This is a genomic window from Fusicatenibacter sp., from assembly GCF_050872605.1.
In the GTDB taxonomy this organism is placed as follows: Bacteria; Bacillota; Clostridia; order Lachnospirales; family Lachnospiraceae; genus Fusicatenibacter.
In genome coordinates, this window is record NZ_JBNMHD010000026.1 from 19,768 (window position 1) to 45,853 (window position 26,086).

General features: G+C 48.4%; 30 protein-coding genes. 26 read left to right on the plus strand and 4 right to left on the minus strand.

Annotation, left to right across the window (positions count from 1 at the left end; all coding sequences use genetic code 11):
• Positions 1-9 precede the first annotated feature (9 nt).
• Complete coding sequence (locus tag ACY2VT_RS09005; RefSeq protein ID WP_461874066.1) at positions 10-462, plus strand: GNAT family N-acetyltransferase; 453 nt, start codon at positions 10-12, stop codon at positions 460-462.
• Positions 463-550: 88 nt separating this feature from the next.
• Here the strand turns inward: ACY2VT_RS09005 and ACY2VT_RS09010 are convergent, their stop codons facing one another.
• On the minus strand, positions 551-811 hold the full coding sequence (locus ACY2VT_RS09010; protein ID WP_022461956.1) for a DUF1292 domain-containing protein: 261 nt from the start codon (positions 809-811) through the stop codon (positions 551-553).
• 207 nt (positions 812-1,018) lie between these two features.
• Here ACY2VT_RS09010 and ACY2VT_RS09015 point away from each other — a divergent pair, with 207 nt between their 5' ends.
• From ACY2VT_RS09015 to ACY2VT_RS09090, 16 genes are all read left to right on the plus strand, one after another.
• Entirely contained in the window at positions 1,019-1,840 is an 822-nt protein-coding gene (locus ACY2VT_RS09015) for an alpha/beta hydrolase (protein ID WP_461879643.1), read from the plus strand.
• A gap of 25 nt (positions 1,841-1,865) precedes the next feature.
• Entirely contained in the window at positions 1,866-2,393 is a 528-nt protein-coding gene (locus tag ACY2VT_RS09020) for a cysteine hydrolase family protein (protein ID WP_461874067.1), read from the plus strand.
• A gap of 19 nt (positions 2,394-2,412) precedes the next feature.
• Positions 2,413-3,285, plus strand: coding sequence for an alanyl-tRNA editing protein (locus ACY2VT_RS09025; RefSeq protein WP_461879644.1), 873 nt, complete (start codon positions 2,413-2,415; stop codon positions 3,283-3,285).
• Positions 3,285-3,767, plus strand: coding sequence for a Cys-tRNA(Pro) deacylase (gene ybaK / locus ACY2VT_RS09030; RefSeq protein WP_461879645.1), 483 nt, complete (start codon positions 3,285-3,287; stop codon positions 3,765-3,767). The genes ACY2VT_RS09025 and ybaK overlap by 1 nt, the downstream gene beginning before the upstream one ends.
• A 352-nt stretch (positions 3,768-4,119) precedes the next feature.
• Positions 4,120-4,647, plus strand: coding sequence for an A24 family peptidase (locus ACY2VT_RS09035; protein WP_022461951.1), 528 nt, complete (start codon positions 4,120-4,122; stop codon positions 4,645-4,647).
• A complete protein-coding gene (locus ACY2VT_RS09040) occupies positions 4,644-5,681 on the plus strand; it encodes a P-loop NTPase family protein (RefSeq protein WP_461879646.1) in 1,038 nt (345 codons plus the stop codon). Before ACY2VT_RS09035 ends, ACY2VT_RS09040 begins: the two co-directional genes overlap by 4 nt.
• Positions 5,678-6,856: a CpaF family protein gene (locus ACY2VT_RS09045; RefSeq protein WP_461877070.1), complete on the plus strand. Its 1,179-nt coding sequence runs from the start codon at positions 5,678-5,680 to the stop codon at positions 6,854-6,856. The genes ACY2VT_RS09040 and ACY2VT_RS09045 overlap by 4 nt, the downstream gene beginning before the upstream one ends.
• Positions 6,853-7,653: a type II secretion system F family protein gene (locus ACY2VT_RS09050; protein WP_461874073.1), complete on the plus strand. Its 801-nt coding sequence runs from the start codon at positions 6,853-6,855 to the stop codon at positions 7,651-7,653. The genes ACY2VT_RS09045 and ACY2VT_RS09050 overlap by 4 nt, the downstream gene beginning before the upstream one ends.
• Before the next feature lie 246 nt (positions 7,654-7,899).
• The gene (locus tag ACY2VT_RS09055; RefSeq protein ID WP_461879647.1) at positions 7,900-9,198 is read left to right on the plus strand and encodes a type II secretion system F family protein; all 1,299 of its coding nucleotides are present in this window, start codon (positions 7,900-7,902) and stop codon (positions 9,196-9,198) included.
• A 50-nt stretch (positions 9,199-9,248) separates the two neighbouring features.
• On the plus strand, positions 9,249-9,416 hold the full coding sequence (locus ACY2VT_RS09060) for a Flp1 family type IVb pilin (RefSeq protein ID WP_022461946.1): 168 nt from the start codon (positions 9,249-9,251) through the stop codon (positions 9,414-9,416).
• Positions 9,417-9,572: 156 nt separating this feature from the next.
• Positions 9,573-11,105 (plus strand): DUF5702 domain-containing protein, encoded by a 1,533-nt coding sequence (locus ACY2VT_RS09065; RefSeq protein ID WP_461879648.1) that lies wholly within the window; start codon positions 9,573-9,575, stop codon positions 11,103-11,105.
• A 166-nt stretch (positions 11,106-11,271) separates the two neighbouring features.
• On the plus strand, positions 11,272-12,009 hold the full coding sequence (locus ACY2VT_RS09070; RefSeq protein ID WP_461879649.1) for a hypothetical protein: 738 nt from the start codon (positions 11,272-11,274) through the stop codon (positions 12,007-12,009).
• A 104-nt stretch (positions 12,010-12,113) separates the two neighbouring features.
• Positions 12,114-12,545 carry a prepilin peptidase gene (locus ACY2VT_RS09075; RefSeq protein ID WP_461879650.1) on the plus strand — a complete coding sequence of 144 codons (432 nt, stop codon included), beginning with the start codon at positions 12,114-12,116 and terminating at the stop codon, positions 12,543-12,545.
• Between the two features lie 2 nt (positions 12,546-12,547).
• The gene (locus tag ACY2VT_RS09080; protein WP_461879659.1) at positions 12,548-12,973 is read left to right on the plus strand and encodes a TadE/TadG family type IV pilus assembly protein; all 426 of its coding nucleotides are present in this window, start codon (positions 12,548-12,550) and stop codon (positions 12,971-12,973) included.
• Between the two features lie 16 nt (positions 12,974-12,989).
• Positions 12,990-14,486: a DUF6382 domain-containing protein gene (locus ACY2VT_RS09085; RefSeq protein WP_461879651.1), complete on the plus strand. Its 1,497-nt coding sequence runs from the start codon at positions 12,990-12,992 to the stop codon at positions 14,484-14,486.
• Positions 14,487-14,969: 483 nt separating this feature from the next.
• On the plus strand, positions 14,970-15,644 hold the full coding sequence (locus ACY2VT_RS09090; protein ID WP_461879652.1) for a rhomboid family intramembrane serine protease: 675 nt from the start codon (positions 14,970-14,972) through the stop codon (positions 15,642-15,644).
• Here ACY2VT_RS09090 and ACY2VT_RS09095 read toward each other — a convergent pair.
• Positions 15,619-16,302 carry a two-component system sensor histidine kinase NtrB gene (locus tag ACY2VT_RS09095; RefSeq protein ID WP_195530790.1) on the minus strand — a complete coding sequence of 228 codons (684 nt, stop codon included), beginning with the start codon at positions 16,300-16,302 and terminating at the stop codon, positions 15,619-15,621. The two genes, ACY2VT_RS09090 and ACY2VT_RS09095, sit on opposite strands and share 26 nt — an antisense overlap.
• A gap of 203 nt (positions 16,303-16,505) precedes the next feature.
• Here ACY2VT_RS09095 and ACY2VT_RS09100 point away from each other — a divergent pair, with 203 nt between their 5' ends.
• Both ACY2VT_RS09100 and ACY2VT_RS09105 read left to right on the plus strand, forming a co-directional pair.
• Positions 16,506-16,922 (plus strand): HIT family protein, encoded by a 417-nt coding sequence (locus ACY2VT_RS09100; protein WP_172680766.1) that lies wholly within the window; start codon positions 16,506-16,508, stop codon positions 16,920-16,922.
• Between the two features lie 58 nt (positions 16,923-16,980).
• Entirely contained in the window at positions 16,981-17,505 is a 525-nt protein-coding gene (locus ACY2VT_RS09105) for an RNA polymerase sigma factor (protein ID WP_461879660.1), read from the plus strand.
• A gap of 3 nt (positions 17,506-17,508) precedes the next feature.
• Here the strand turns inward: ACY2VT_RS09105 and ACY2VT_RS09110 are convergent, their stop codons facing one another.
• Positions 17,509-18,576 (minus strand): undecaprenyldiphospho-muramoylpentapeptide beta-N-acetylglucosaminyltransferase, encoded by a 1,068-nt coding sequence (locus ACY2VT_RS09110; protein ID WP_461879653.1) that lies wholly within the window; start codon positions 18,574-18,576, stop codon positions 17,509-17,511.
• Positions 18,577-18,659: 83 nt separating this feature from the next.
• Between ACY2VT_RS09110 and ACY2VT_RS09115 the strand changes: the two genes are divergently transcribed.
• The 4 genes from ACY2VT_RS09115 (at position 18,660) to ACY2VT_RS09130 (ending at position 22,656) form a co-directional block, all read left to right on the plus strand.
• Positions 18,660-19,613 (plus strand): DUF4367 domain-containing protein, encoded by a 954-nt coding sequence (locus ACY2VT_RS09115; protein ID WP_461879654.1) that lies wholly within the window; start codon positions 18,660-18,662, stop codon positions 19,611-19,613.
• A 58-nt stretch (positions 19,614-19,671) separates the two neighbouring features.
• Positions 19,672-20,169 (plus strand): DUF6147 family protein, encoded by a 498-nt coding sequence (locus ACY2VT_RS09120; protein WP_461879655.1) that lies wholly within the window; start codon positions 19,672-19,674, stop codon positions 20,167-20,169.
• Between the two features lie 667 nt (positions 20,170-20,836).
• Positions 20,837-22,459 (plus strand): MBL fold metallo-hydrolase RNA specificity domain-containing protein, encoded by a 1,623-nt coding sequence (locus ACY2VT_RS09125; protein WP_461879656.1) that lies wholly within the window; start codon positions 20,837-20,839, stop codon positions 22,457-22,459.
• Entirely contained in the window at positions 22,447-22,656 is a 210-nt protein-coding gene (locus ACY2VT_RS09130) for a hypothetical protein (RefSeq protein ID WP_461879657.1), read from the plus strand. Before ACY2VT_RS09125 ends, ACY2VT_RS09130 begins: the two co-directional genes overlap by 13 nt.
• Here ACY2VT_RS09130 and ACY2VT_RS09135 read toward each other — a convergent pair.
• The gene (locus tag ACY2VT_RS09135) at positions 22,643-22,885 is read right to left on the minus strand and encodes a TIGR03905 family TSCPD domain-containing protein (protein WP_022461364.1); all 243 of its coding nucleotides are present in this window, start codon (positions 22,883-22,885) and stop codon (positions 22,643-22,645) included. The two genes, ACY2VT_RS09130 and ACY2VT_RS09135, sit on opposite strands and share 14 nt — an antisense overlap.
• 304 nt (positions 22,886-23,189) lie before the next feature.
• Here ACY2VT_RS09135 and ACY2VT_RS09140 point away from each other — a divergent pair, with 304 nt between their 5' ends.
• The 3 genes from ACY2VT_RS09140 to ACY2VT_RS09150 form a co-directional block, all read left to right on the plus strand.
• The gene (locus ACY2VT_RS09140) at positions 23,190-23,888 is read left to right on the plus strand and encodes a 5'-methylthioadenosine/adenosylhomocysteine nucleosidase (protein WP_022461363.1); all 699 of its coding nucleotides are present in this window, start codon (positions 23,190-23,192) and stop codon (positions 23,886-23,888) included.
• Positions 23,889-24,228: 340 nt separating this feature from the next.
• On the plus strand, positions 24,229-25,023 hold the full coding sequence (locus ACY2VT_RS09145) for a hypothetical protein (protein WP_461877090.1): 795 nt from the start codon (positions 24,229-24,231) through the stop codon (positions 25,021-25,023).
• A 175-nt stretch (positions 25,024-25,198) separates the two neighbouring features.
• A partial coding sequence (locus tag ACY2VT_RS09150) for a D-2-hydroxyacid dehydrogenase (RefSeq protein WP_461879658.1) occupies positions 25,199-26,086 on the plus strand: 888 nt, incomplete at its 3' end.

The following is a 26,086-nucleotide window of genomic DNA, read 5'->3' on the forward strand; positions in this document are numbered from 1 at the left end:
GGAATAAAAATGGCAATCAAATATAAAAGACTTACCCAGAAGGAACTTGATATTTTCATTCAGATGAGAATCCATCAGCTTCGCGAAGAAGGGGCAAAAGAAGCGATTGATTTAGCACCTGCGTTAAAAGATTACTATGAACGCCATATGGCGGATGGCACTTTTGTATCCTGGATTGCTGTTGACGGAGAGAACATCATTGGAACGAGTGGAATGTCATTTGTAGAAAAACCTCCATACTTCGGATGCCCGAGCGGCAGAATTGGTTTACTGTCCAGTATGTTTACCGATCCGGCATATCGAAGAAGAGGTATTGCAAGGGAACTGCTGTCCCGTGTAATAAAGGATGCAAAAGAATATGGATGCGGCACAATACAGATCACGGGGTCAGATATGGGAGTAAAACTGTATACAAATTTTGGATTTGTGCACAATGGGAATTTTATGCAGTATAAATTGTAGATAACAGTCGAAAAATCAGGAACACAAAAAGAGCAGCATTTTGACCGCACACACGGCGGTAAAATGCTGCTCTTTTTGTGTGGCAGGATCAGTCATCCAGATCGTTGCGTTCGCGGAAAATCTGGTAAATGGTGTCGATCAGCTCATCATCATCGAGGCCTTCGAACTCGGCTTCGTTGACATCAAGATTCTCGGAAATGATGCGCAGAATGTGTACCGGCTCATCGTCGCCGCCGTCGGCCGGGTAGAGAACGGCGTATTCATCCTCCTTGTATTCTACGATATCCAGAAGCTCAAAACGGACAGAATTTCCGTCCTGATCGGTAAGGACAATAAGATTGGAATCCATAATTGCAATATACTCCTTTATGTGTTATTTTTGCCGCTCAAAAACATGCAAATATAAATTTATTATACTATGAGCAATTGGATTTGAAAAGAAAAAAGTGTATGGTGCGATACGCTTGATATTTTGCGCTGATACGGTATAATGACAACAGAGTAAAAACTGGCGGCTGTGGCCGTGCCCGGAAAAATTGGGGGAAAGGAAGAACTTATGAATTATCAGGTATTAGATGTCAAAGTAAAAGATACAGAAGAAACCGGAAAATTATACACGTATTTTCTGGACAACTCACATGAAATTGATCCGAACCGTGTGCGTCCTGTCATCGTGATCTGTCCGGGCGGCGGATATGGATGGGTTTCCGACCGCGAAGCAGAGCCGATTGCGATGAAGTTTTTAGGAGCAGGTTATCATGCCGTTATTCTGCGTTACAGTGTTGCACCGGCAGCTCACTATCCGACGGCACTTCGCCAGCTTGCGTGGACTGTTGCACATCTGCGGGAGCATGCGGCAGAATATCACATTGATCCGAACAAAGTAGTAGTGGCCGGATTTTCCGCCGGCGGTCATCTGGCGGCATCGTACGGTGTATTTTGGAAAAAGAAAACATTTCTTGCGGAAGAGCTTGGCGTAGACGCAGAGCAGCTTCGTCCGAACGGCCTGCTGTTATCCTATCCGGTAATCACCTCCGGCCCGAAGGCACACCGCGATTCCTTTAAAAATCTGCTGGGCGATCAGTATGATGAACTGGTGGACGAGATGTCTCTGGAAAATCAGGTCAGCCTCGATACGCCGAAGACTTTCCTGTGGCACACCGCTCCGGACGACTGCGTGCCGGTAGAAAACTCGATCATGTTCTTTACAGCACTGCATGCGCTGGAGATTCCGGTAGAAATGCATATTTATCCGGTCGGCGGCCACGGCCTTGGCCTTGCAAGCGAGGAGACGCAGAGCTATGAATACCAGAACGCAGTACGCGAAGAGTGCCAGAGCTGGATTTCACTGGCACTGAACTGGATGCAGCATTTATAAAAAAAGTCCCAGAGGGAGAACAAAGATGAAAGTATTAATTGTAGTAGATATGCAGAACGATTTTATTGACGGAAGTCTCGGCACGAAAGAGGCGGTCGGAATTGTTGACCGCGCTGCGGAGGTGATGGATTCGTTTGACGGAGCCGTTATCTGCACCAGAGATACCCATTTTGCCGGTTATCTGGAAACATCCGAGGGCAGAAAACTTCCGGTGGAACACTGTATCGAAGGAACGAATGGGCATGCTCTGCAGGAAAAAATCCAGAAAATGGCGGAGAAAAAACAGGCCGTAGTGATGAATAAGGTCACCTTCGGTGCAAAAAATCTGCCGGAGGAGATCGAAAAACTGGCAGGCGGCGTGCCGGAATCCATCGAACTTGTCGGACTCTGCACCGACATCTGCGTGATTTCCAATGCCATGCTGCTGAAAGCATTTTATCCGGAAGTGCCGATTTCGGTCGATGCATCCGCGTGCGCGGGCGTAACGCCGCAGAGTCATAAAAATGCACTGGAAGCTATGAAAATGTGCCAGATTGACATTGTAAACGAATAGACGGAAAAGAGGAAAAATTATGAGCACAACAAGATTATTTGATCAGGATGCGTACCTGGGAGAATTTGAGGCAACCGTAGAACGAAGCGTCTGCGAGGGCGGCATGTACCGCGTGCTGCTGGATCAGACCGCATTTTTCCCGGAGGGCGGCGGTCAGCCGGCAGATGAGGGAACGCTGGACGGAATTTTTGTAACGGATGTACAGGAAATCGACGGCGAGATCTGGCATACCGTGGAAGCACCGCTTGAGCCGGGCAAAACAGTAGTTGGAAAACTTGACTTTGAAAAACGTTTTTCCAATATGCAGAATCACTGCGGAGAGCATATCGTGTCAGGTATCGTGCATCGGATTTACGGTTTCAATAACGTTGGATTCCATATGGGAAGTGATGTTGTCACCGTGGATTTTGACGGTGTTCTGACCGAGGAGCAGCTCTACGATGTAGAGCAGGAGGCAAACGAGGCCGTTCTTCGAAATGTTCCGGTTACGATCAGTTATCCGTCAAAGGAAGAGCTGGAAACCATGGATTACCGCAGTAAAAAAGAGATCGAGGGCCAGGTGCGGATTGTGACGATCGAAGGCTACGACAGCTGTGCGTGCTGCGGAACCCACGTTGCAAAAACAGGGGAAATCCGTCTGATTAAAATCTTAAGTGCGCAGAAATACAAAGGCGGCGTCCGCGTGACCATGCTTTCCGGTGAAAAAGCGTATGCGGATTACTGCTTAAAGCACATCAATACCCTTGGCATTGCACGTTTACTTTCTGTAAAACCGGAAGAAGCCGGGGATGCTGTCGTACGGCTGAAACAGAAAAATATAGAGATGAAAAAAGAAATCAAACAGCTCAAAAAAGAACTGTATGCACTGCAGGGAGCACCGGAGAGAAAATAATGGCAAAAGAAAAAGAAATTAAAACAAATGCAATGCGGATTCTGGACCGACAGAAAATTAAATACGAAGTTCTTCAATATGAATGTGACGAATTTATCGACGGCCTCCACACTGCGGAAAAAACCGGCGCGCCGGTGGAGCAGTCCTTCAAAACGCTCGTAGCACAGGGAAAAAGTAAGCAGTATTATGTGCTGGTTCTTCCAATTGCAGAGGAAGTGGATCTGAAAAAAGCAGCAAAAGCGGTGGGTGAGAAATCCATCGAGATGATTCATGTCAAAGATATTACCGCAGTCAGCGGATACGTCCGCGGCGGCTGCAGTCCGATCGGAATGAAGAAACAGTATCCGACCGTGATTCAGGAATGTGCGGCGAATTTTGACAAGGTTTATGTGAGCGGGGGAAGAATCGGAACCACACTGTGCATGACACCGGAAGACCTGAAGAAGGTCAGCAGGGCGGAGTATGCGGATTTTATTCAGTAAAAATATATTATTTTATGCAGACTGGAACTGGTGCAGACGGTTCCGGTCTGTTTTTGTATACAGAGAAACAGACCACGCAGGGGCAGATTTCTTTCAAAAATTCTTATAAAAAGAACAGAAAATAATAGCCAAAAAGAAGTGCGGAAATTGCGATACGATTCTACGAATCCGCGAAAAACGGAAAACCTTTCATACGACTTTTCTTTTTGGTGTGAGAAATTTTCATCCCGTTTTTGGAGGCAATTCACAAACCGGAAAAAGTTATTGAAAATCGCTGGACAAATCGAAAAGAGGCAACTATAATGACCTCACAATCAAGTTGACCCAAACGAAACGGGAGGTGAGAGACAACATGTCTTTGCAGCACTGTCTGGTACTGACAGTTGCGACAGGGGCGGTATGGATGGATTTAAGAACACGCAGAATTGCAAATGAATGGATTATCACCGCATGGATCGCCGGGCTGGTTACACAGCTCATCCGCTATGGCGCCGCGGGAGCGGGTATTTTTCTTTTTGGGATGCTTTTCCCGATACTCGCACTTTACATTCTGTTCTATTTTCATATGCTGGGCGCGGGAGATATCAAACTCCTTTCCGCTGTTGGAGGCTTTCTCGGTGTGCCAGCGATCCTGAAATGTATGATTGTGTCGTTCCTGTCTGGAGCGGTCTTATCTATCGGAATTATTCTCGTCTGCGGAAATTTGCCGCAGCGTCTTACCAAATTTTTCAATTATTTCCAAACTTATTTTACCAAAAGAAAATACCAGAAAAAAACAGAGCCGGTTCCCTATTACGATGGGAAGTGGGGCATGGAGTGCATCCATTTTTCCGTTCCCGTTCTGATGGGAGTGCTGCTCTGGATTGGGGGATTTTATTGAATACTGCAAAGAAAAAGAGTGTTTTTGCAGTCTGTGACACGGAAATGGAATATGCACGCAATTTTATGGAATATCTGAACCAAAAGAGAAATATTCCGTTTGAAGTGCATGCATTTTCCAGCGCGGAGATGTTTCTGGAGTTCGCAAAAAACAACGAAACAGAGATTCTTCTGATTTCAGATAAAGCGATGAAAGAAGAGATCCGCCGGTATCCGATCCGTCAGATTATCATTCTGTCGGAGGGGGTACACAGTCCCGTGCTGGATCAGTATCCGGCGGTCTATAAATATCAGTCGTCGGAAACGGTGATCCGCGAGGTCATGGCGTGCTACGGCGTGGAAAACGGTGTCGATACATCGCCTGCACTGCTGCCGAAAAAAGAAATGCGCATCATCGGCATTTATTCGCCGGTCGGACGGACGCAGAAGACCTCGTTTGCCCTGACGATGGGGCAGATTCTGGCGAAGGAGCGGGCGGTTCTGTATCTCAATATGGAGAGCTATTCCGGATTTGAACGGCTGCTGGAATGCAGTTACGACAGGGGGATGAGCGATATTCTGTATTATGCGAGACAGGAAAATCAGGGCATCATCTACAAACTGGGCGGAATGGTCCAGTCGATGCAGAACCTGGATTATCTGCCGCCCGCCGCATCGCCGATGGATATTCAGACTGCAAAATACGAAGAATGGAAATGGCTGTTTCAGGAGATTGAGAAGAACAGCAGCTATGAAGTGCTGATTCTTGACCTGGGGGATGGTGTGGCGGATCTGTATCAGATCCTGGATTTCTGCAATGAAATTTACGTTCCGACAAGGAATGATGTGATTTCTGCGGCAAAAATGGAGCAGTTTGAAAATTTGCTGCGCCGGTGGGACTGCCAGTCGGTGCTGGACAAGATGCGGAAAATCCACGTTCCGTTCCACACGGCAAACCGGACGGGAAAAGCCTACTTTGAGGAGCTTGTCTGGAGCGAGCTGGGCGATTATGTGCGCCAGATTCTGCGGGACGGCAGAAGAGGAGAAGAAACATGACAATGCCGGAAATTCTGCGGAGAAAACTGATGGAACGGATCGATATCGCATCCGAACCGGATGACGGAGAGGTTCTCGAAGAGATTGACCGTCTGATTTTAGGGGAAGAAGAAACACGGTATCTTCCGGTGGCACAGAAGGCGGAGCTGCGCAGACAACTGTTCTACAGTGTGCGGAGGCTCGATGTCCTGCAGGAGCTGCTGGAAGATGCGGGAATTACCGAAATTATGGTAAACGGTTATCAGCATATTTTCGTGGAACGGAACGGCAGAATCGAGAGATACGGCAAAAGCTTTACCTCCGCAGAAAAGCTGGAGGATGTGATTCAGCAGATTGTAGGCCGGTGCAACCGTGTGGTAAATGAACAGAACCCGATTGTGGATGCACGGCTGGAAAATGGAGACCGCGTCAACGTTGTCATGAAACCGGTCGCATTAAACGGACCGATTCTGACCATCCGCCGCTTTCCGGAGCAGGCGGTGACGATGGAATTTCTGGTCTCCATCGGGAGTATTACAAAAGAGGCGGCAGAGTTTCTGCAGGCCCTCGTCCGGACCCGCTACAGCATGATGATCGGCGGGGCGACCGGATCTGGCAAAACGACATTTCTGAATGCGCTTTCCGCCTACATTCCAAAGGGCGAGCGCATCATAACCATCGAAGACAATGCAGAGCTGCAGATCCAGGGTGTGGAAAATCTGGTGCGGCTGGAAGCAAAAGAGGCAAATCTGGAATCAGGAACAGAAATTACGATCCGCGATCTGATCCGCGCAGCTTTGCGTATGCGTCCGAACCGCGTAATTATCGGCGAAGTGCGCGGAGCGGAAACGTTTGAATTATTATCCGCACTCAATACCGGGCATGCGGGATCTTTGAGCACGGCGCATGCAAACAGCGTGAAAGATATGATCTCCCGTCTGGAAACGATGGTGCTGATGGGAGTGCAGCTCCCGCTGGAAGCAATCCGCCGCCAGATTGCATCGGGAATCGAAATTCTCGTGCATTTAGGACGCGGGGAGGATGGAAGCCGTCGGGTGGAGGAGATCGCAGAGATCACAGGGATGGAGGAGGACGAAATCAAAACGGTTTCTTTGTTTCGAAGAGAGTATGGGAAAGGCCTGCAAAGGACAGGCGAACTGGTACACAGAGAAAAACTGGAGGGGAAAACGGGATGAGAATACGTGCTGGAAGTCCGGCAAAGACGGGCATGGCAGAGGAGAAGGAGACAAAGGGGATCGACTATCAGACCTGGGAATTTACCGGGCGGGAATATCTCGAAATAGCAGGAATCAGTCTTGGAATTGCCGCTGCCGTGAACCTGCTCTGTTACCGGGCGTGGTGGGCATGCATTGCTGTGGTTCCGGTTGGAATCGTATGTTTTCACACGTATCGGAAAAACCGGATTCAGAGACGGAAAGAGGAGCTGTACGACAGCTTCCGGGATCTGATTGCGTGGATGCACACGGCACTGCGTTCCGGCTATTCCATGGAAAATGCAGTGCTGGAGGCGGCAGGACAGCTGGAACAGTCGCTGGGAAAAGAAAACATTCTGGTACAGGAACTGCGCCGGATGCGTCATAAAATGATGATTTCCGTGCCGGTGGAACAACTGTTTCAGGATCTTGCGGTGCGAAGCCGCATTGACGATATTGCGACGTTTGCAAGTGTACTGGTGATTGCGAAGCGGACAGGAGGAAATGTCTGCGAGATCTTTCAGAATACGTGGGATATTTTCTGTACGAGAATTGACACGATGCGGGAAATCCGTGCGGGCGTTTCTTCCCGGCGGTTCGAGCAGAATATTATGAGTGTTGTGCCGTTTGGAATTCTGGGATATGTACAGCTTTCCTTTCCGGAATTCTTAAGTGTGATGTATGGGAATGTAATCGGGGTTTTCTTCATGAGCGGATGCCTTGCCGTGTATCTGGCGGCATGGGTGCTTGGAAAGAAGATTCTGGACATTGAGTTTTAAGAAGCAATTAGAGTTTAACATCAGTAGACAAGAAGTCCCCCGCTTCTAAAGCGGTGGGATGAATTGTTAAAAGAAACATAACGCAGTGGCGGGCGGAGAGAAATCGGTATCCTCCACTGGCATGAGGCAAGTCACAGTCGAACTATTTTCGACATGTCAGACTCCGTGAAAATACCGACTGTGAGTTGAAACAAAAAGTAAGACTGCGAATCATAACGATTCGTCCGCAAAAAGGGGAGGAATCAAATGTTGTGGATTTGTCTGGCCGCATGGGCGGGGCTGTTCATCTGGTATTTCCGGATGAGAAAAAAGGCGGAAGATCACAAATTGGTGAGACGGATTTTCTGCCTTGCAGCGACAGGGTTTATAGCGGGCACTGCACTCTGCCTTCCGATCGGAGTGCGAAAAGTTTCAGGAGATGAAAAAGCGGAACTTCAACTGGAACGGGGTGCCTTAGGCAGCCAACCGACAGAGGAAAAACTTGAGGTTTCTGTTGGAAATCAGAAACCGGAGAGAATTACATTGTCTGTACCTGCAAGAGCTTACAGCGCAGAAGAGATAGAAGAGGCGTTCAGTGCGGCGATAGAGGCGCTGGACGAAATCATCTTAGGTGAGAATCTGTCTTTTCATACGGTAAACAGAAACATGGATCTGGTTACGGAAATACCGGGAAGCCCGGTGGCGCTTAGCTGGGAAACAGACAGGCCGTTGTTGATTGACAGCCGGGGTTTGCTGTCAGACGAGATTCCCGAAGAAGGAGTGGAGGTTACGCTGAAAGCGGAACTGGAACTTCAGGGGGAAACAACAGAATATATACGGAAGGTTCAGGTCTATCCACCGGAGATAAAAGGGCGGGATGCGGTTCTTAGGGCACTGAAAAAAGCAGTGGAAAAAGAAAACGAAGCACATCCCGAAGAAACAGCCTATTATCTGCCGGAGACACTGAACGGAGAAACTGTAACATGGTCAAAAGTGCCGGATCTGACAGGTCTGGAACTGATGGCACTTGCCGCGGCGGCAGGAGCAGCCTGCTGGGCGGCAAAAGGAAGGGAAGAAGAAAAAGCAAGGCAGAAAAGAGAAGAACAGATGCTGCGGGATTATCCCGAAATTGTCAGCAAAATGGTTCTTCTTCTGGGTGCCGGGCTTGGGATGCGGAAAGTACTCGAGCGGATTGCAGTGGATTACCGGAAAAATCTGGCGCTTGGCGGGCAGAAACGTTTTGCCTATGAAGAGATTGTATTTACCTGCCAGGAGATGGAAAACGGTGTTTCCGAGCAGGAAGCGTACCAGCGCATGGGAATGCGTATGGGAACCGGAGCGTATCGTTCCCTTGCTGTTCTGCTGACGCAGAATCTGAAAAAAGGCAGTAAAGGACTGCTGGAATTATTGAAACAGGAATCGCAGGAGGCCTTTGAGGAGAGAAGAAGGCAGGCGAAAACAACAGGAGAAAAGGCATCGACAAAGCTTCTTCTTCCGATGGGCATGATGCTTGCGGTTGTATTGGTCATACTCACGGTTCCGGCATTTTTGTCCTTTTATGCATAGGGGATGTTTTTATCCCCACAACAGCTGGTAAAGAGAGGGAGGTGGGAATTATGAAGCTGATATCGGAGTTCTGGAAAGAGGAAGATGCGGTTGGTGTTGTGGAAGTGATTCTGATTCTCGTTGTGCTGATCGGACTCGTACTAATCTTTAAAAAGCAGCTTGTGAGTCTGGTCAACAGCCTGATGGAGAAGGTTACAAACCAGAGCAACACCGTATAAACGGGAAAATGTCCAATACGGAACTCCAAAGAAAAATTTAGAAGCCGGTACGGACCTATATGTCATTTGCATATCTGTGTCTCGGTATATCCTTTATCCGATCCACGGCATCTAAAGTTCGAAAAAGTAAAAGTAAAGTGGAAGGAGCTGTATCCCATGAGGGAAACGGAAAGACAGAAAAGATGGGCAGCCGGAAGCATAACAGCATATCTGTGTCTCGTTCTGATACTGATGCTTTCCCTGATTTCCGGGACAATTGCGTCGGTGCGAAATGCCCATGCACGGGTGATGACGGCCTGCGCAATGGAACAGGGACTGTATTCTCTGTTTGCCGGGTATGACAGAACACTGCTGGGACAGTACGAGCTGTTTTTTTATAACGGCGGGGATAAGAGCGGTGTCTGGAAACCTGAAACCATGAGCAGAAAAGTCGCAGAAACTGCGGGAGAAGTTCTGTCCCCCACTGCATCGGGGATGGGAATTCTATCAGGCAGTTTATCTGGCGGACAGGTTACAGAAGTTTATCTTGGCGGCTATCGTCTTGCGACAGACGAGGAGGGAAGTGCTTTCTCCCGTCAGATCTGTGAGGCAATGAAAGCCAGCCTTGGAACTTATGGAATACAGCAGCTTTCCCAGAAATTAAGAGGAGAACAGGAAACCGTGAAACGTCAGGAGGACGGACAGAGCGGTTACGAGGAAGAGGAGGTTTTAAAACAGTATGAAGAATCCAAACAGCCAGAAGAGGGAACAGAAAAAACAGAAGGTGAAGGAGAATCTGGAAACGGCACGCCTTCGGAACCGGATCAGAAGCAGCCGGTACCGGAAGATTTTGTGAATCCGATTGAGGTCATTCAGAAAGTGATGAAAATGGGAATTTTAGGACTGGTTCTCCCGGAAGGGCAGGCACTGCCGCAGGGAGAAACGGATGTATCGGTTCTTGCATCAAAACGGGAGCTGCAGAGCGGGTTTGGCATGGCAGAGCGTGGAAAAGAACTGAGCTTTGTGGATAAGATGCTTTCGTCCGAATATATTCTGTGGAAATTCCCCTGCTATACCAGCAAGGAGAAGAAGGAGGGGCTGCAGTGCCAGGTGGAATATGTGCTCTGCGAAAAAAACAGTGACCAGGATAATCTGGCGGGAACCGTGAACCGTCTGCTGGTGCTGCGGGAGGCGGCAAATCTGGTGTATCTGGCGAAAGATGCGCAGAAGCAGAGCGAGATGGAAGCGATGGCGGGGGTGATTGCCGCGTCGTTTGGAGTTCCGGCGGCGATGCCGGTTGTGAAAATGGCGCTTGCCGTGTGCTGGGCATTTGCAGAAAGCATTCTGGATCTGCGGGAACTGCTGGACGGTGGAAAAGTAGCACTGTTCAAAACGGCAGAATCGTGGCAGCTTTCTCTGGAACAGCTTCCGAAACTGCTGGAAACAGGGGATCAGAGCAGAAAAAAGGCACCGGGCGGCATGGAGTATTCCGACTATCTGCGGCTGCTTCTGATGCAGAAATCGGGAAAAGCAGTAACGTTTGGAGCGATGGATCTGGTGGAATACAATATGCGGACAGAACAGCAGCAGCCGGGCTTCCGACTGGATTGCTGTGTCGATGAACTGGAAGCCGGTTTTACGGCGGTAATTGGGAAACGAGAGTATGAAATTACGAGAAATTATGGATATGAGATGCAGGGAGCAGCCTGAAAAATGGGATGACTCCGGCAGGGATACAAAAGGGTGTTCTTCTGAACGGCACATTTATTTCTGGAACCTTATCAAAAAACTTATCCACTCTTCCGGGAATTTTTATAAATCCGGATCAGGAGAGCAGCCTTTTGCAAAACGAAAATGGAACAGGGCAAGCCTGACGGTGGAAGCTTCACTGGCACTTCCTGTTTTTCTGATCGCGGTTCTTGTGTTATTAAAAATCGTGGATCTTTACCGGCTGCATGGAATGCTGACGGTATCTCTGCAGGAGTCCGCGCGGTATCTTTCCGTCTGTGCCTACGCGGTGGACGAGACGGGAAAAGAAACGTATGAAATACCGGAAACGGCTGTGTGCATTGCTTATGCAGAAACCAGGATTCCAAAAGAAATCCGCGAAAATGGAACGGTGACGCTGGCGGGAAGCCGTGTGAAAAATGGATGGCTGGAACTGAAAGCCATTTACTGGCCGAAAATGGGAAACCGCCTCGTTCCGGTGCGGAACCGGGGAATTGCGGCGTGTGCGAAAGTGCATCTGTTCTGTGGAAAGACAGAAGAAGAGGCAGACGAGGAAGAGGGCGAAGCAAAACAGATGGTGTGGGTGACTGAGAACGGCAGTGTGTATCATACCGATTCGTCGTGCAGTCATATCAATCTTTCGATCCAGGTTTCCTCACCGGGTGCGCTTGCGTGGAAACGGAATCAGGATGGAGAAAAATATAAGGAATGCGAACAGTGCGTGGGAAATGGCGCTGTGGGGGCAGAAGTTTACTATACGAAATACGGAAACCGGTATCATAACAGTCTTTCCTGCAAAGGATTGAAACGTAAAGTAAAACTTGTAGCACTGGAACAGACGGATGGACTGCCGCAGTGCTCGAAATGCGCGAAAAAGGCGGCGTAAGAAAGCAGGATATGGGCGGATGTGAGCAGGTGTCCTCCTGCCGTGGCGACCGGAAAGAAAGACGGTGAACAGAAACTTGGGTTTGTAGAAAGGAGGCGGAGACTGTGTATCAGGAAGAAGTAAAGAGTGCCGTTATACTGCTGTATCTTGGGATTCTTGCCGGAATGGATGTAAGAAAAAGACAGATCAGCATTGTTCTGACGGGTGTTTTGTTTCTGGCAGGCATTGGATGGCGGATTCTGGTGGAACAGACATCGTGGCTGGAATGGCTACTGTCTCTGCTGCCGGGAGCGGGATTTCTGACGCTCAGTTATATATCACGGGAACAGGTGGGATACGGGGACGGCCTTCTGCTTCTGACGGTTGGAATCTGGCTGGGATTTGGGCAGACGTTCGGCGTTCTGACGCTGGGACTCATTCTCTGTTCGGTACTCTGCGGAGTCCTTCTGATGCGGAAGAAAATACGGAAACAGGATTCCATACCGCTGGTGCCGTTTCTGCTGCTTGGATTTGTGGGGAGGTGCGGACTGCTTTGAAAGTGAAAATGAGAAAAGCAAGTATTACGGTAGAGGCAGTTCTGGTCGTGCCGCTTGTTCTGATGGTGATTTTTCTTCTGCTGTCGCTGACCTTTTTTGTGCACGCACGGAGCTGGTATACATTTGCGGTATATGAAAGCACAATGCTTGCCGCCAGTGAAGGCCGCCTGTCTGTGGAAAAAGGAGAGGCAGCCGCACAAAGCCGGATGGAGTGGTGGATTTCCCAGATACCGCTTCCGGCTGAACCGGTGACTGTACAGACGGAATGCAGAGAAAAAGAGATTCAGATAAAAGCAGAAGGAAACATTCTGCCAATTTGGAGCCGGAACGCATGGGAATATTCGGTTTTGAGTGAAAGCAGGAGAAACAATCCGGTGAAAACGATCCGGAAGATACGGGCAGTAAAACAGATCTGGAACCAGAAGTAAGGACGGAAGCGGAGAAATGCAGATTGATTATAAAAGAGATTTGAACCATACGTATGTTATTTTACAGGAGGAAAAAGAGCCGGACACGGCGTCGTATCAGATTCGTATGCTGCTGACCAACGCAATCCCAGGGCTTTTGGACTGCAAAATCGGGAAAATGGATGATAAAACACTGTTTTACTATGAGGTGACATCAAGGCAGTCGCTTCAGAGTGTGTTTGAACAGCGCTCGATTGGGGCGGAGGTACTGCGGAAACTGTTTGAACAGCTGCTGGATCTCCTCGAAGAACTGGGGCAGTACCTGCTTGTGCCGGACGGTCTCGTTCTGCAGCCGGAGCTGGTTTTTGCAGATGCAAATCTGGAGAACTTTTCCTTCTGTTATCTGCCGGGAAAGCAGGGACACACAGGCTGTTTTCAGAAGCAGATCCGGGAGCTGATGGAATATCTGCTGCCGAAGCTGGATCACCAGGAGCAGGATGCGGTGGTACTCGGGTATGGGCTGTATCGGGAGATTTCGGCGGAGATCTTTTCTGTTGAGACGATTCAGGCACTCTTATATCAGACAGGGAAAGAGAAAAAAGAAACGACGGAGCAGGAGGGAAAAGAGCGTTCTAGGGAAGAAAATCCGCCTGTACAGATGGAGGAAATGCGTTGGGAGGAACGAGAAGCGGAAGCGGCGGCGGAAAATTTTTTTGTGGAAGCGGAGGAAGAAAAGGATGAGGGAAACTGGAAAAATATTGTGGAAGCAGTGATCTGCATCGGATTTCTGGGAGGTGTGCTGGCACTGCGGTGGACACAGGCCGAAACCGTTTGGTATCTGGTGCTGGGAGGAGCGGCGGCTGTTGTGGGAATTGTAAGTCTGGCATTGGAACTTGTCAGCCGATGGAAAAAGCGGCAGTCGGGAACAGAAACAGGAAGCTATGGGAAGGCCGCAGGAATCCGGAAGCAAGAAGAAACAGGAGATGTATTTTCGGAATATCAGAATCGGAAGGGTTTAAAACAGAAAGATGGAACATGGAATCCGCAAAGCGATACAGAACAGCAGGGATGGAGAAGGGATTCCTCAGTCGAAAAAGAGAAAATATGGGAAAAGAATGAAGAACAGGAAAACAGAAAGATGCACAGCCTGATGGAATTGGAGGGGCAGGAAGAGGATCTGTTTGGAAAAACGGAACTGCTGACCAGCCCGGAGGATGAGGGAAGGGCATATCTGATTCCGATAGATCCGATTGATCTTCCTCTGATTCCGATTGAACGCGGAAGCACATTGATTGGAAAACTGTCAGCGGCGGCAGATGTAATTCTGCCATACCGTACGGTAAGCCGCCTTCACGCAAAGCTGGTCAGTACAGAAGAGGGAGATTATCTGCTGGATCTGAATTCGCGGAACGGAACAACGGTGAATGGCGTTCCTTTGATGGGCGAGACAAAAAGGAAGCTGGAAGATGGAGACGATATCTCATTTGCCGGGAAGAAATACCGGTATAAGGCGGGAAAGAAAAACAGAAATTAGAGAAAAATGACGCATTACACTTTTTCAATTTGGAGAAAGTGCTGGATGCGTTATTTTTAACACCAGTAGACAAGAAGTCCCCCGTTTCTGAAGCGGTGGGATGAATTGCTAAAAGAAACATAACGGCAGTGGCGGGCGGAGAGAAATCGGTATCCTCCACTGACATGAGGCAAGTCACAGTCGAACTATTTTCGACATGTCAGACTCCGTGAAATACCGACTGTGAGTTGAAACAATGTGGCAGAATGATCGAAGAAAAAAGTTATGCGAATGAAACAAAAATATTATAGAAAAGAAAATTATGCATAAAACTAAAAAGAGAAATAATGTAAAAAATAACGTCATAAAACGTCGAAAGCCGTCGTGAAGCGTCAATAATTGTCGAAAAACGTTTATCAAAAAAGAAAAAAATTTGACGATTTCTTGCATTTACAAATGAATTAAATTATAATAAAAAAATAGCACAGATAAGGAAATGATGTAATGGAAGAACCAAGGAAAAACAGTTACGCTCCGAACGAAGATATCGTGGATCGTATGTGGAAGAGATCAAAAAACAGCATCAATCTGGTCATCGTTGTATGCAATATTCTGGTATTCCTTGCAGTCACACTGACCGGAGGGACAGAGAGCTCCAGACATATGATGGACTGCGGTGCGGCGTATGCGCCGCTGATTGAGAGCGGAGAATACTATCGCCTGTTTACGAGTATGTTTCTTCACTTTGGCATCCAGCATCTGATCAACAACATGCTGCTTCTTTTGTTCCTTGGGGATTACCTGGAACGCGCAGTTGGAAAGATCCGTTATCTGGTCATCTATCTGGGCGGCGGACTCGTCGGAAATCTGTGCTCGTATCTGCATGAACTGTCCCTGATGAAAACAGGGGAAGCACCGGCAGTTTCCGCCGGCGCTTCGGGAGCGATTTTTTCAGCAGTCGGAGCGATGCTCGTTCTTCTGGCATTTCGGAAAGGAAGGCTGGAGGATCTCACCTTCCGGCGGATGGCCGTCATGGCTGTCCTTTCGCTGCTGGTCGGATTCCAGTCTTCAAATGTGGACAACTTCGCACACATCGGCGGTTTTCTGGCAGGTGCAGTCCTGATGGCGGTTCTTTATCCGGGAATGGCAAGGATCAGGAAAAGGGGAAAACGACCGTAAAGGTGCTTCCTTCCCCGGGAACGGAAGAAACGGAAATCGTGCCGTCGTGTGCGGTTACAATTTCCTTGCAGATGGCAAGTCCAAGGCCGGTTCCGTTTTTCTTATGTGTGACAAAAAGGTCAAAGAGAGTCGGCAGATCCTCGGCGGGGATTCCGCAGCCAGTGTCCTGCACACGGATGGTCAGAAAGTCACCGTCGAAACAGAGAGAGATTTTGATCGTTCCGCCGGAAGGCATTGCTTCCGCCGCATTTCGGATCAGGTTCAGAAAAAGCTGACGAAATTGCGTGGTATCAAGGGCAAAGCGCGGAATGGCAGATTCCTTGACAAGTTCAATGGAAACCTGTTGTTTTTCGAGGAGAACGCCGGTATCGGCACAGAGATTCTGGAGCAGAAGATAAGGATTCACGTAAGCGCGTACCGCCCGATACGAATGATTATAGCAGGAGAGCTCATCGAGCAGGGAGTTCAGAAAAGCCATATTTTCCTGGATTTTCTGAAAATAGAGATCGTTGGAAAGCTCCGGATGCGCTAAAAGAAGAAGCTGATGAAAGCTGTGGATAATCGCAACAGGATTTCGAACCTCATGTGAAATCCGGGAAATCATAGCGTGACATTCTTCCGATAAGCCCTGTGAATTGGTTGTTGGTTCTTTTGACATAGCCGTATCCTCCTTATGATGCGTAGGTAATGATTTTTGATTAGGCAAAAGTTTAGCATTGAAAAGGGGGAGCGCGCAACAAAAAGCGTTCTGCATTTTTTGACATTTTTCGACAAATAGTGAGAAAATAGAGTTGTCCGGAACCGTGCGAAACGGGATTCGGAACAACAGAAAAATTAAAAAAAGTAAAGGAGAAAAAGATCATGGATTGTATTTTTTGTAAATTAGCAAACGGAGAAATTCCAACCGCAACACTGTATGAGGACGATGAGTTCCGTGTCATTCTGGATCAGGGACCGGCGACGAAAGGACATGCGCTGATTCTTCCGAAACAGCATTTTGCAAACATTTATGAGATTCCGGATGAAACCGCAGCGAAAGCAATGATTCTCGGCAAAAAAATGGCAACAGCCATGACAAAAGCACTGCATTCCGATGGCTTTAACCTGGTACAGAACAACGGCGAGGCAGCAGGACAGACGGTATTCCACTTCCATATGCATCTGATTCCAAGATATGAAGGTGACAATGCCGGTATTGCTGCATGGAAGCAGGGAACTCTCGAGGATGCGGTAAAAGAGCAGATCATTGAGAGCGTGACGGCAGAGCTGAAGGCCTGAGAAAGGGCTGGCAGCAGCCAGAGCAGAATCAATGACAGACGAACAGGGGCGGAGAACAATGGACAAAAATAACTTTTCAGAAATATATAAAAAGTATGTAATGACAGCCTATTCAGCCGCAATGCAGGTGGTGCACAATGAAGCCGATGCGGATGATATCGCACAGGAAACGATGGTGAAACTGTACCTGAATATTGATGCGCTGGATGAAGACAGAGTAGAAGGCTGGGTCCGTGTCGATGCAAAGAATCTGGGAATTGATTATCAAAGAAAAGCACAACGTTTTGACTGGAACGAACTGGATGAGGATCTTCGGGCGGAAGAGATGGAACTTCCGACGCTTGCAGAGGAAGAAAAGCAGGAGAGAAATCATTTTTTCTGGGAAATGATGGACGCACTGAAAGAGCATGATGAATCGGGTTATTATATTACGCGTGAAATCAAGGTGCATGAGCGTCCGGAAAAGGAAGTAGCATCCGAAATGGGTATCACCATCGGAAATCTGCGGGTGAAAATGACCCGGACGAAAAAATGGCTTTGTCAGCATTTTGCCGACAAAGCCAGAGAAATGGGATTTCTGTAGTTACTATTTGCGTTCGCATTCCTGGATCAGGGAAAGGATGCGGCCGATGGAATCGGTGTGGCTGCTCTTCTTCATCGCATTGATGTAGGTCTGACGGTTTTCGTAAACCTCACGGATTGCGGACTGAAGAGTCTGCGCATTCACGGATTCTTCTTCCAGAACTTTACTGTAACCCTGACGCTCAAAGGAACGCGCATTTAAAATCTGGTCTCCGCGGCTGGCATTGGCAGAAAGCGGAATCAGAATGTTTGGTTTTGCCAGAGCACTGATTTCGCAGATCGCATTTGCGCCGGCGCGGGAGATGATCAGATCTGCCGCAGCGAAGAGATCCGGGAGTTCATCTTTGATGTACTCGAACTGAACGTAACCTTCGGTGCCGTTTAAGGATGCATCCAGTTTATCTTTACCGCAGAGATGAATCACCTGGAAATCTTTCAGAAGTTCTGGTAAAATAGAACGGACCGCAGTATTGACAGCAACGGAACCGAGGCTTCCTCCGATGACGAGAATAACCGGTTTTGCGGCATTGAATCCGCAGAACTTCAGGCCTTCCCGTGCATCGCCGGACAGCAGTTCCTGGCGGATTGGCGTTCCGGTCAGAACGGCTTTGTTTTCCGGGAGACATTTGACGGTTTCCGGGAAATTACAGCAGACCTTTGCAGCGGACGGAATACACAGCTTATTTGCCAGGCCAGGCGTCATATCCGATTCATGGATCAGCGCCGGGACTTTACATGCTTTGGCGGCAAGGACAACCGGTACCGAAACGAAGCCGCCTTTGGAGAAGACAACGTTTGGTTTCAGCTTTTTGAGCAGTTTTTTTGCTTCAAAGTAGCCTTTTACGACGCGGAACGGATCGGAAAAGTTTTTCGGATCGAAGTAGCGGCGCAGCTTTCCGGATGAAATTCCGTAATACGGAATACCGAGATCTTCGATCAGCTTGCGCTCCATACCGTCGTAGGAACCGATATAAGAGATTTTATAACCTGCTTCTTTTAATTTTGGAATCAGGGCAATATTCGGGGTAACATGGCCGGCGGTACCTCCGCCTGTCAGAACAATATGCTTCATGAGAATTCCTCCCTGGAATTTGATAATATCATTTGGCTTTTATTATCCCCTCAAGAAGAAAAAAAGTCAAGAGCGGTTACAACATGGAAAATGCCGAGGAACGGAAGAAGATGAAAAAGATAGAAAAAGAAGAACAGCTGAAAAAGAAACTGGAGCAGACGACGGAAGAGAAAATAGCTGCGGATTCGAAAACGGTGGAAGGGGAATCGGCAGTTGGAAAGGCGGAGGAAGGAAACACAGCAACAGAACAGGAGGCTGCGCCTGCACTTTCAGAGGAAGAACTGAACGCGATGTACGAGCGCTTCCAACAGCGTCTCCAGAAGGAAGGACTCGCGGACGCAGATGGAAAGCCGACAGAAAAAACACTGGCGATCCGCCGTCAGATCGTGGAGAAAAAGGTGGAACGCGAAAAGCAGGCGGAGAGACAGAAACAGATTACGAAGAGGGCGAAAACAACAAAACACTGGGTACGGACGGCAAAGGCGGCTGGTGTTGTGTTGGTTGTGGGAGCGTGCGTTTTTGGAGCCAGTATGACGAGTGAGGCGAATCGGATTCGGTTGGTGGAGACGATTAGTGGGGTTAGAAATGCTGGAGATACTACATGGGTAGATAACGGCGAAAATAGAAAATATACAGAAGAAAATTTGGATGAAGTGAAAAAAGAGATAAGAGATACTTTACACATAGTGGTTCCGGAATTTTATTATGTTCCAAAGGGAATGGAATATAAAAGAGTAATAATATCAGAAGCGACACAAATGGCAGTGATAAAGTATCAATATAATGGACATTCAGTATATTTTCATTTAGCAGCAAATGAAAATGATTTGTCGCAAGGAAATTGGAAAGATAAAGAGAAAGTTAAAGTAGAAACGCTAGATAAGACACTTGAAGTGGAAATGGGTACAATGGCTGAGAATAATGAGGAAAATTATTATGCATTATGGAAGTATAAAGATGTGTATTATCAATTAAGCGGACAGATAGAGAAAGAAGAATTGATTAAAATTTTAAATGAGATGCAGTATGATCTGTAATTATTATAAAAAATATACGTATATATTATGTAGATGAAGACGAGGGGAAAGAGGAAGTATGAAAAAGGTTATTAATTTGAAAAGCTTACTCTTTTGCGTGATGCTCGTTTTAACAATGGTTTTGAATACAGTAAATGCACAGGCTGGATCATTAGATTACTTAGGTAATATCATTGATGGATCGGAATTGACAAATGAAACAGAGTCAATTGGAAATTATCAGAGTGTGGCAAGAAGTACATATCTTCATCAAGGTTTTGTTCGAATTACGAATAACGGTAATGGGTATATTGGAATATTTGGCGGTACAGAATGTAATGTAACTTGCAACACGGTAAAATTGAATATTTATTTGGAACGTTCAAGTGGACCGGAATCTTTTTATAGTTATAAAAAGTGGGAAAACGTAGACTATAATACGGACTCTTTATTTATGAGTAAGGAAATTAAGGTAGAAAAGGGTTATTATTATCGTTTAAGAGGATATCATTCCTGCACTAAAAACGGTGTCACTGAAAGTGGTGGAAGTTCGACCAATGGTATTTACATCGGTTAATTAAATTTCCATATAACCATTAGAATATCAAAATAAAAAACGAACAAAAGATATTTATAAGAACGCAAAAGAGGTAGCGTAAACGAACGGACACAATTTCTAACCCACTATAGTTTACACTCCCTCACCCCTTAAAAATCCTCGGGGCCAGTCCCCTATAGAAACCTTATAACAATGAATATATTAAGACGAAAACGCAGATCTTTCAGGATTTTCAACGCGTCGAAATTCCTTTTTCCAACCACAACACAGATCTGAGTCATCATGTGTTACTATGTTCAGCGTGTGAGTGATCATACGGAACATCGGCTGGCCCCGATAAGTGAGGCATCGGTATTACTGCAGGAATACCGGTGCCTCTTTTCTATGCACTTCCGGCGTCCGATGCCCATAATTGAACAAAAATATCAAGATTGTTGTGCAATCTGCCTTAAAATCCCGTTGGAATCCGCCAGATATTATGCTATAATAATCGAAAAAGAGAGAATAAGCATAAAATACAAAAGAAATTTCAGATTATTTTCGCGGAAAACGCGTCAAAGACCATGCTGGCATGAGAACTTGACGACTGCTGGCCGCGATAACGGGCCAAACGTATAACGCGTGTTTTGACCCGCAGTGACAACATTTTGTCCCCGAACAAACACGGGAGAACAGGAGGCATCTTATGCGTCTTACATTTCTTGGAGCAACACATGAAGTGACGGGCAGTTGTTATTATCTGGAGGCTGCCGGGAAAAAATTTTTAGTGGACTGCGGTATGGAGCAGGGACCGAATATTTATGAAAACAAGCCGATTCCGGTCCCGGCATCCCAGCTGGATTTTGTATTGATCACGCACGCGCACATTGACCACACCGGAAATCTGCCGCTGCTGTATGCGCACGGCTTCCGCGGCCCAATCTATATGACCCCGGCGACGGTAGCGCTTTCGGACATCATGCTCCGCGACAGCGCACACATTCAGCTCGCCGAGGCCGAGTGGCGGAACCGCAAGAACCGCCGGGCGGGAAAAGAAGATTACGTCACACCATACACAATGGAGGACGCCCTCGGCGTGATCCGCTTACTGGAGGGCATTCCGTATCATCAGCGTGTGACACTATCGGACGGCATTCAGATACGTTTCCTCGATGCCGGTCATCTGCTCGGCTCCGCATCCATTGAGCTGTGGCTGACAGAGGACGGTGTGACGAAAAAACTGCTCTTCTCCGGCGATATCGGAAATATTCATCAGCCGTTGATCAACGACCCGGAGTACCCGGAGAGCGCCGATTACGTGATTATGGAATCCACCTACGGCGACCGGAGCCACGGCCCGAAACCGGATTACGTGCCGGAGCTGGCAAAAATCATTCAGGAAACGCTCGACCGCGGCGGCAACCTCGTGATCCCGTCGTTTGCTGTCGGCAGAACGCAGGAGATGCTGTATTTTATCCGTGAAATAAAGGCAGAACATCTGGTTCACGGCCACGGCGAATTCCCGGTTTACGTGGACAGTCCGCTTGCCGTTGAGGCAACCAATATTTTCCGCGATCATCAGAAAGAGTGCTACGATTCCGATGCAGCAGCGCTCCTTGCGCAGGGCATTAACCCGATTCTGTTTCCGGGCTTAAAGCTCTCGATCACATCCGATGAATCGAAAGCCATCAACTTCAACGAAACCCCGAAGGTCATCATCTCCGCGAGCGGCATGTGCGATGCAGGACGAATCAAGCATCATCTGAAACACAACCTCTGGCGTCAGGAGAGCACGGTTCTTTTCGTCGGCTATCAGGCTGTCGGTACACTGGGACGGGCGCTGATCGGAGGCGCGAAGGAAGTGAAGCTGTTCCAGGAAGAGGTTCATGTGAACGCGCACATTATCCAGTTCCCGGGTATGAGCGGCCATGCGGATCAGGAAGGACTGCTCAAATGGGCCGGCAGCTTCAAGGCAAAACCGGACCGCGTTTTCGTGACGCACGGCGAAGATAAAGTGACGGAAATTTTTGCAGAAAAACTGTGGGATGAATTCCGCTACCCGGCGATGGCTCCGTTCTCCGGCACGGTATTTGACCTGAAAGAAAATGAATTCATCGAAAAAACCGTTGGCATTCCGATCCAGAAGGAAACAACGGCAAACGCAGGAACACTGCGCACGAGAAACAGCGGAAATGCCGTCTTCGATCGTCTCGTTGCGGCTGGTCAGCGGCTGCTCACCGTCATTACAAGAAACAAAGGCGGTGCTAACAAAGACCTTTCGAAATTTGCCGATCAGATCAACAGTCTCTGCGACAAATGGGACAGATAAAGCAGTCCGGTGGCTGGAAGAAGGACTGTGCTATTAATATAGAAGAAAAACCGGAAGAAAGCAGGCGGCAGGGAAGCTGTGCTGCATCAGAAAAGAAAAAACAGAAGTGGATAAATTACAAACTCCCCGGGGTGAGCATTCCCCAGGGAGTTATTATAATAAAAAAGAGCAAGCGTAAAAAAGTTATTTCTGAATAGCCTGTTCCAGTGCTTTTGCAAGCTGGTCTGGACATGATGTTCCGCGTCCGTTGCAGTCGATGCCTTTCATGCGGGAGATGGCTTCGTTTACGTCCATGCCCTCAACGAGTCTTGCAACACCCTGTGTGTTTCCATTGCATCCGCCTACGAACTGTACGTTGTGTACTTTACCGTCTTCTACCTCAAACAGAATTTTTCTGGAACAGGTACCTTTTGTTGTATATTCCATCGATAAGATCCTCCTTTGTGAATAAAAAATTAGAACATTATCGTGAACTTCAGCCACGATAATTCTTCGGTTCCTGCTATTATACCATAGATTACGAAAACAGCAAAGAAAAAAGATACCACAGATCCAAAATTTATGGTATGCTGTAACAGGAATTACAAAGAAACCAGAAGGAAAAGGAAATGGACTCCTGGAGTTTTCCGTTCTTACTTTAGCGGCTGACCGCTGACAAAAATGATTTCATAAAAGCAAGAACAGAAAGAATCGGAGAGTACATGTAAAGTTATTGGAGGATATCATAAACATGAAGTTAATCGGAATTATCGGTGCAATGGAAGTTGAAGTTGCAAGCTTAAAGGAAATGATGACGGATGTTACGATCCGCACGAAGGCATCCATGGAGTTCAACCACGGTTACCTGAACGGAAAAGAAGTGGTTGTTGTGCGCAGCGGAATCGGCAAAGTAAACGCCGGTATCTGCACGCAGATTCTTGTGGATGATTACGGCGTGGACTGTGTCATCAACACCGGAATCGCAGGCTCCCTGCGGAATGAAATCAACATCGGCGATATCGTCATCTCGACCGATGCTGTTCAGCACGATATGGATGTGCGCATCTTCGGATACCCGCTCGGCGAGATTCCGCAGATGGGCGTTTTAAGCTTCCCGGCAGATGAGCACCTTGCAGAGGTGGCAGAGGAAGTCTGCAAGGAAGTCAATCCGGAAATCCAGGTATTCCGCGGACGCGTGGTCAGCGGTGACCAGTTTATTTCCAGCAAAGAAGTGAAAAACCATCTGATCGAGGAATTCAACGGTTCCTGCGCCGAGATGGAGGGCGCTGCGATTGCGCAGGGCGCTTATCTGAACAAGATTCCATACGTCGTACTCCGCGCCATCTCCGACAAAGCAGACGACAGCGCAACAATGGACTACCCGACCTTTGAGAGCGAGGCAGCCCGCCACTGTGTCAACCTGCTGCAGGAAATGGTAAAACGCCTGTAATCTAAAAAAAGCAAGAAGAAAAAATCGACAAACGGGCAGGCGAAAACCAGCGAAACCACGCGAACCGGCACGAAAGCAGTCACCTGAAAGAACGAAAAATAAAAATTCACGCGAAAAAGCACAGAATCACAAAGAATTTGACGAACGTTTTTTGTTTCCAAATTTTTCCGGCAGTGCTATACTGTGGCACATCGGAGGAGGAGACGTCCTTCTGTCCGATATGCCTGCGGAAGAATCCTGTGCGCGCAAATTCTGCCGCGGCATCCGCCGATGCACCGCAACGGAAGCACCGGCATATGAGTATGACAGGCAAATTCAAAAATCATCAGGGGGAATAAGAATGCTGGAGTTTTGTGTGAAACAAAATGTGTTCTTATACGCAATGATAGCAGCAGGAATCGCCGGTGTGTGGTGCCTGTTCTGGAATAACCGTTTCTACACCCGGGGCATCCGCGATCTCGGAAGGCTGAAGGAACCAAAATCGAAATGGACCAGGTCGGTGCTGGAAACGTGTCAGAGAAAAGCGCATCCCTTTTCGAATGCCGGGGCGTTTATGCGCAGCCAGATTGCACAGGGCAGGTCAGCGGGAATGGCAGTCCCGACGCTTCTGCGCGGAAGCCAGAATATGATCCTCACGGTTCTGGCACTGTCGATTCTTTCGCTGTGGGCGATTTACCGATACCGTTATGGAGAGGCGGAGCTGATGCGCTACCTCGGAACGGGCATCGCGCTTGCCGGAGGCCTTGTCTTTTTCCGGCTCTGTCTGGATTTCGGCGGAAAAGAGGAAATTCTGCTGAACGGCTGGACAGACTATCTGGAAAATGAGTTTGCAGCGACGAAACAGAGTGCGGTGCTGGAAACCGTACAGCAGACCGAACGGCAGCCGGTGCAGTCCGTGCAGGCGGAAGCTATGGCACAGGCGGGAACCGGAGCGGCGAAAACAAAACCGCAGACTGCGGGAAGCGAGTCCGCAAAGGATCGGACCGAACTGTTCGCAGACCCGGAAAAAGAAGCGAGGATTTCGAAAGTCAGGGAGGGCATCCGCCAGACCGCCGCGGCCGAGAGCAGGTTTGCCGGAATGCTGACGCCCGAGGAAGAGAAGCTGATGAGGGAAATTATCAGCGAATACGTGTAAATATCAGGGGACCAGGCCGGGGAGCATGGCATATCGACATGACCATATTTCCGAATCGGCAGTCCGCAGGTATCTAAGATAAAAATATTTCAGGCAGTGCCGTCTTTCAAAACAGACAGGCGGTACTGCTTTCCCGGATAAAGCAGAATCACCATCTGCAAAAGGAGGAACCAACATGAGACTTGTAATTCTTGAGGCAGAGTCACTGGGAAAGGACATGGATCTGTCCGGCTTTTCCCGTTTTGGAGAAGTGACAGTATATGAAAAAACAACGGAGGAGGAATGCCCGGAGCGTGTGCGGGAGGCGGACATCGTCATCTGCAACAAGGTGCGCATGTGCAGCCGCACCCTGTCCGGCGCGGAGAACCTGAAACTGATCTGCGTTACCGCAACCGGCATCAACAACATCGATCTCGATTATGTGAAGCGCCACAACATCGCCGTGACGAACGTTGCCGGTTATTCTACCGTCAGCGTGGCACAGCACACGTTTGCGATGTACTTTTATCTGGCCGAGAAGCTCCGCTATTACGATGATTACGTAAAAAATGGCAGTTACGCAGCCAGCAGCCTCTTCACCTGCATGGACAGACCGTTCACCGAGCTGGAGGGCAAGACGTGGGGCATCATCGGCCTTGGCGCGATCGGCAGAAAAGTGGCTTCGATTGCACAGGCATTCGGCTGCCGTGTGATCTATTACTCCACCTCCGGTGCACACGACGATCCGGACTACGAGCGGGTCGATCTCTACCGTCTGCTGAAGGATTCTGATGTGGTTTCCATCCACGCCCCGTTAAATGAGGCGACCGAGAACCTGATGAATATCGAAACGTTTGCCAACATGAAGCGGAACGCAATCCTGATCAACGTCGGCCGCGGCTCGATTGTGAATGAGCGAGATCTCTGCTGTGCGCTGCGTGAGGGCCTGATTGCCGGAGCTGCGCTCGATGTACTTTCCAGCGAGCCGATCCGCAGTGATAGTCCGCTGCTGAAAATGGCGGACGACGACCGCCTGTACATCACGCCGCACATCGCCTGGGCATCGAAGGAAGCCCGCACGCGC

Bases quoted from the DNA above. Each gene is read 5' to 3' on its own strand.
- ACY2VT_RS09060 (WP_022461946.1), top strand. From the start codon at position 9,249: ATGAAGCTGATATCGGAGTTCTGGAAAGAGGAAGATGCGGTTGGTGTT.
- ACY2VT_RS09135 (WP_022461364.1), bottom strand. From the start codon at position 22,885: ATGGAATATACAACAAAAGGTACCTGTTCCAGAAAAATTCTGTTTGAG.
- ACY2VT_RS09015 (WP_461879643.1), top strand. From the start codon at position 1,019: ATGAATTATCAGGTATTAGATGTCAAAGTAAAAGATACAGAAGAAACC.
- ACY2VT_RS09045 (WP_461877070.1), top strand. From the start codon at position 5,678: ATGACAATGCCGGAAATTCTGCGGAGAAAACTGATGGAACGGATCGAT.
- ACY2VT_RS09115 (WP_461879654.1), top strand. From the start codon at position 18,660: ATGGAAAATGCCGAGGAACGGAAGAAGATGAAAAAGATAGAAAAAGAA.
- ACY2VT_RS09120 (WP_461879655.1), top strand. From the start codon at position 19,672: ATGAAAAAGGTTATTAATTTGAAAAGCTTACTCTTTTGCGTGATGCTC.
- ACY2VT_RS09010 (WP_022461956.1), bottom strand. From the start codon at position 811: ATGGATTCCAATCTTATTGTCCTTACCGATCAGGACGGAAATTCTGTC.
- ACY2VT_RS09050 (WP_461874073.1), top strand. From the start codon at position 6,853: ATGAGAATACGTGCTGGAAGTCCGGCAAAGACGGGCATGGCAGAGGAG.
- ACY2VT_RS09065 (WP_461879648.1), top strand. From the start codon at position 9,573: ATGAGGGAAACGGAAAGACAGAAAAGATGGGCAGCCGGAAGCATAACA.
- ACY2VT_RS09095 (WP_195530790.1), bottom strand. From the start codon at position 16,302: ATGTCAAAAGAACCAACAACCAATTCACAGGGCTTATCGGAAGAATGT.
- ACY2VT_RS09005 (WP_461874066.1), top strand. From the start codon at position 10: ATGGCAATCAAATATAAAAGACTTACCCAGAAGGAACTTGATATTTTC.
- ACY2VT_RS09105 (WP_461879660.1), top strand. From the start codon at position 16,981: ATGGACAAAAATAACTTTTCAGAAATATATAAAAAGTATGTAATGACA.
- ybaK (WP_461879645.1), top strand. From the start codon at position 3,285: ATGGCAAAAGAAAAAGAAATTAAAACAAATGCAATGCGGATTCTGGAC.
- ACY2VT_RS09025 (WP_461879644.1), top strand. From the start codon at position 2,413: ATGAGCACAACAAGATTATTTGATCAGGATGCGTACCTGGGAGAATTT.
- ACY2VT_RS09125 (WP_461879656.1), top strand. From the start codon at position 20,837: ATGCGTCTTACATTTCTTGGAGCAACACATGAAGTGACGGGCAGTTGT.
- ACY2VT_RS09130 (WP_461879657.1), top strand. From the start codon at position 22,447: ATGGGACAGATAAAGCAGTCCGGTGGCTGGAAGAAGGACTGTGCTATT.
- ACY2VT_RS09140 (WP_022461363.1), top strand. From the start codon at position 23,190: ATGAAGTTAATCGGAATTATCGGTGCAATGGAAGTTGAAGTTGCAAGC.
- ACY2VT_RS09110 (WP_461879653.1), bottom strand. From the start codon at position 18,576: ATGAAGCATATTGTTCTGACAGGCGGAGGTACCGCCGGCCATGTTACC.
- ACY2VT_RS09145 (WP_461877090.1), top strand. From the start codon at position 24,229: ATGCTGGAGTTTTGTGTGAAACAAAATGTGTTCTTATACGCAATGATA.
- ACY2VT_RS09020 (WP_461874067.1), top strand. From the start codon at position 1,866: ATGAAAGTATTAATTGTAGTAGATATGCAGAACGATTTTATTGACGGA.
- ACY2VT_RS09100 (WP_172680766.1), top strand. From the start codon at position 16,506: ATGGATTGTATTTTTTGTAAATTAGCAAACGGAGAAATTCCAACCGCA.
- ACY2VT_RS09055 (WP_461879647.1), top strand. From the start codon at position 7,900: ATGTTGTGGATTTGTCTGGCCGCATGGGCGGGGCTGTTCATCTGGTAT.
- ACY2VT_RS09090 (WP_461879652.1), top strand. From the start codon at position 14,970: ATGGAAGAACCAAGGAAAAACAGTTACGCTCCGAACGAAGATATCGTG.
- ACY2VT_RS09085 (WP_461879651.1), top strand. From the start codon at position 12,990: ATGCAGATTGATTATAAAAGAGATTTGAACCATACGTATGTTATTTTA.
- ACY2VT_RS09035 (WP_022461951.1), top strand. From the start codon at position 4,120: ATGTCTTTGCAGCACTGTCTGGTACTGACAGTTGCGACAGGGGCGGTA.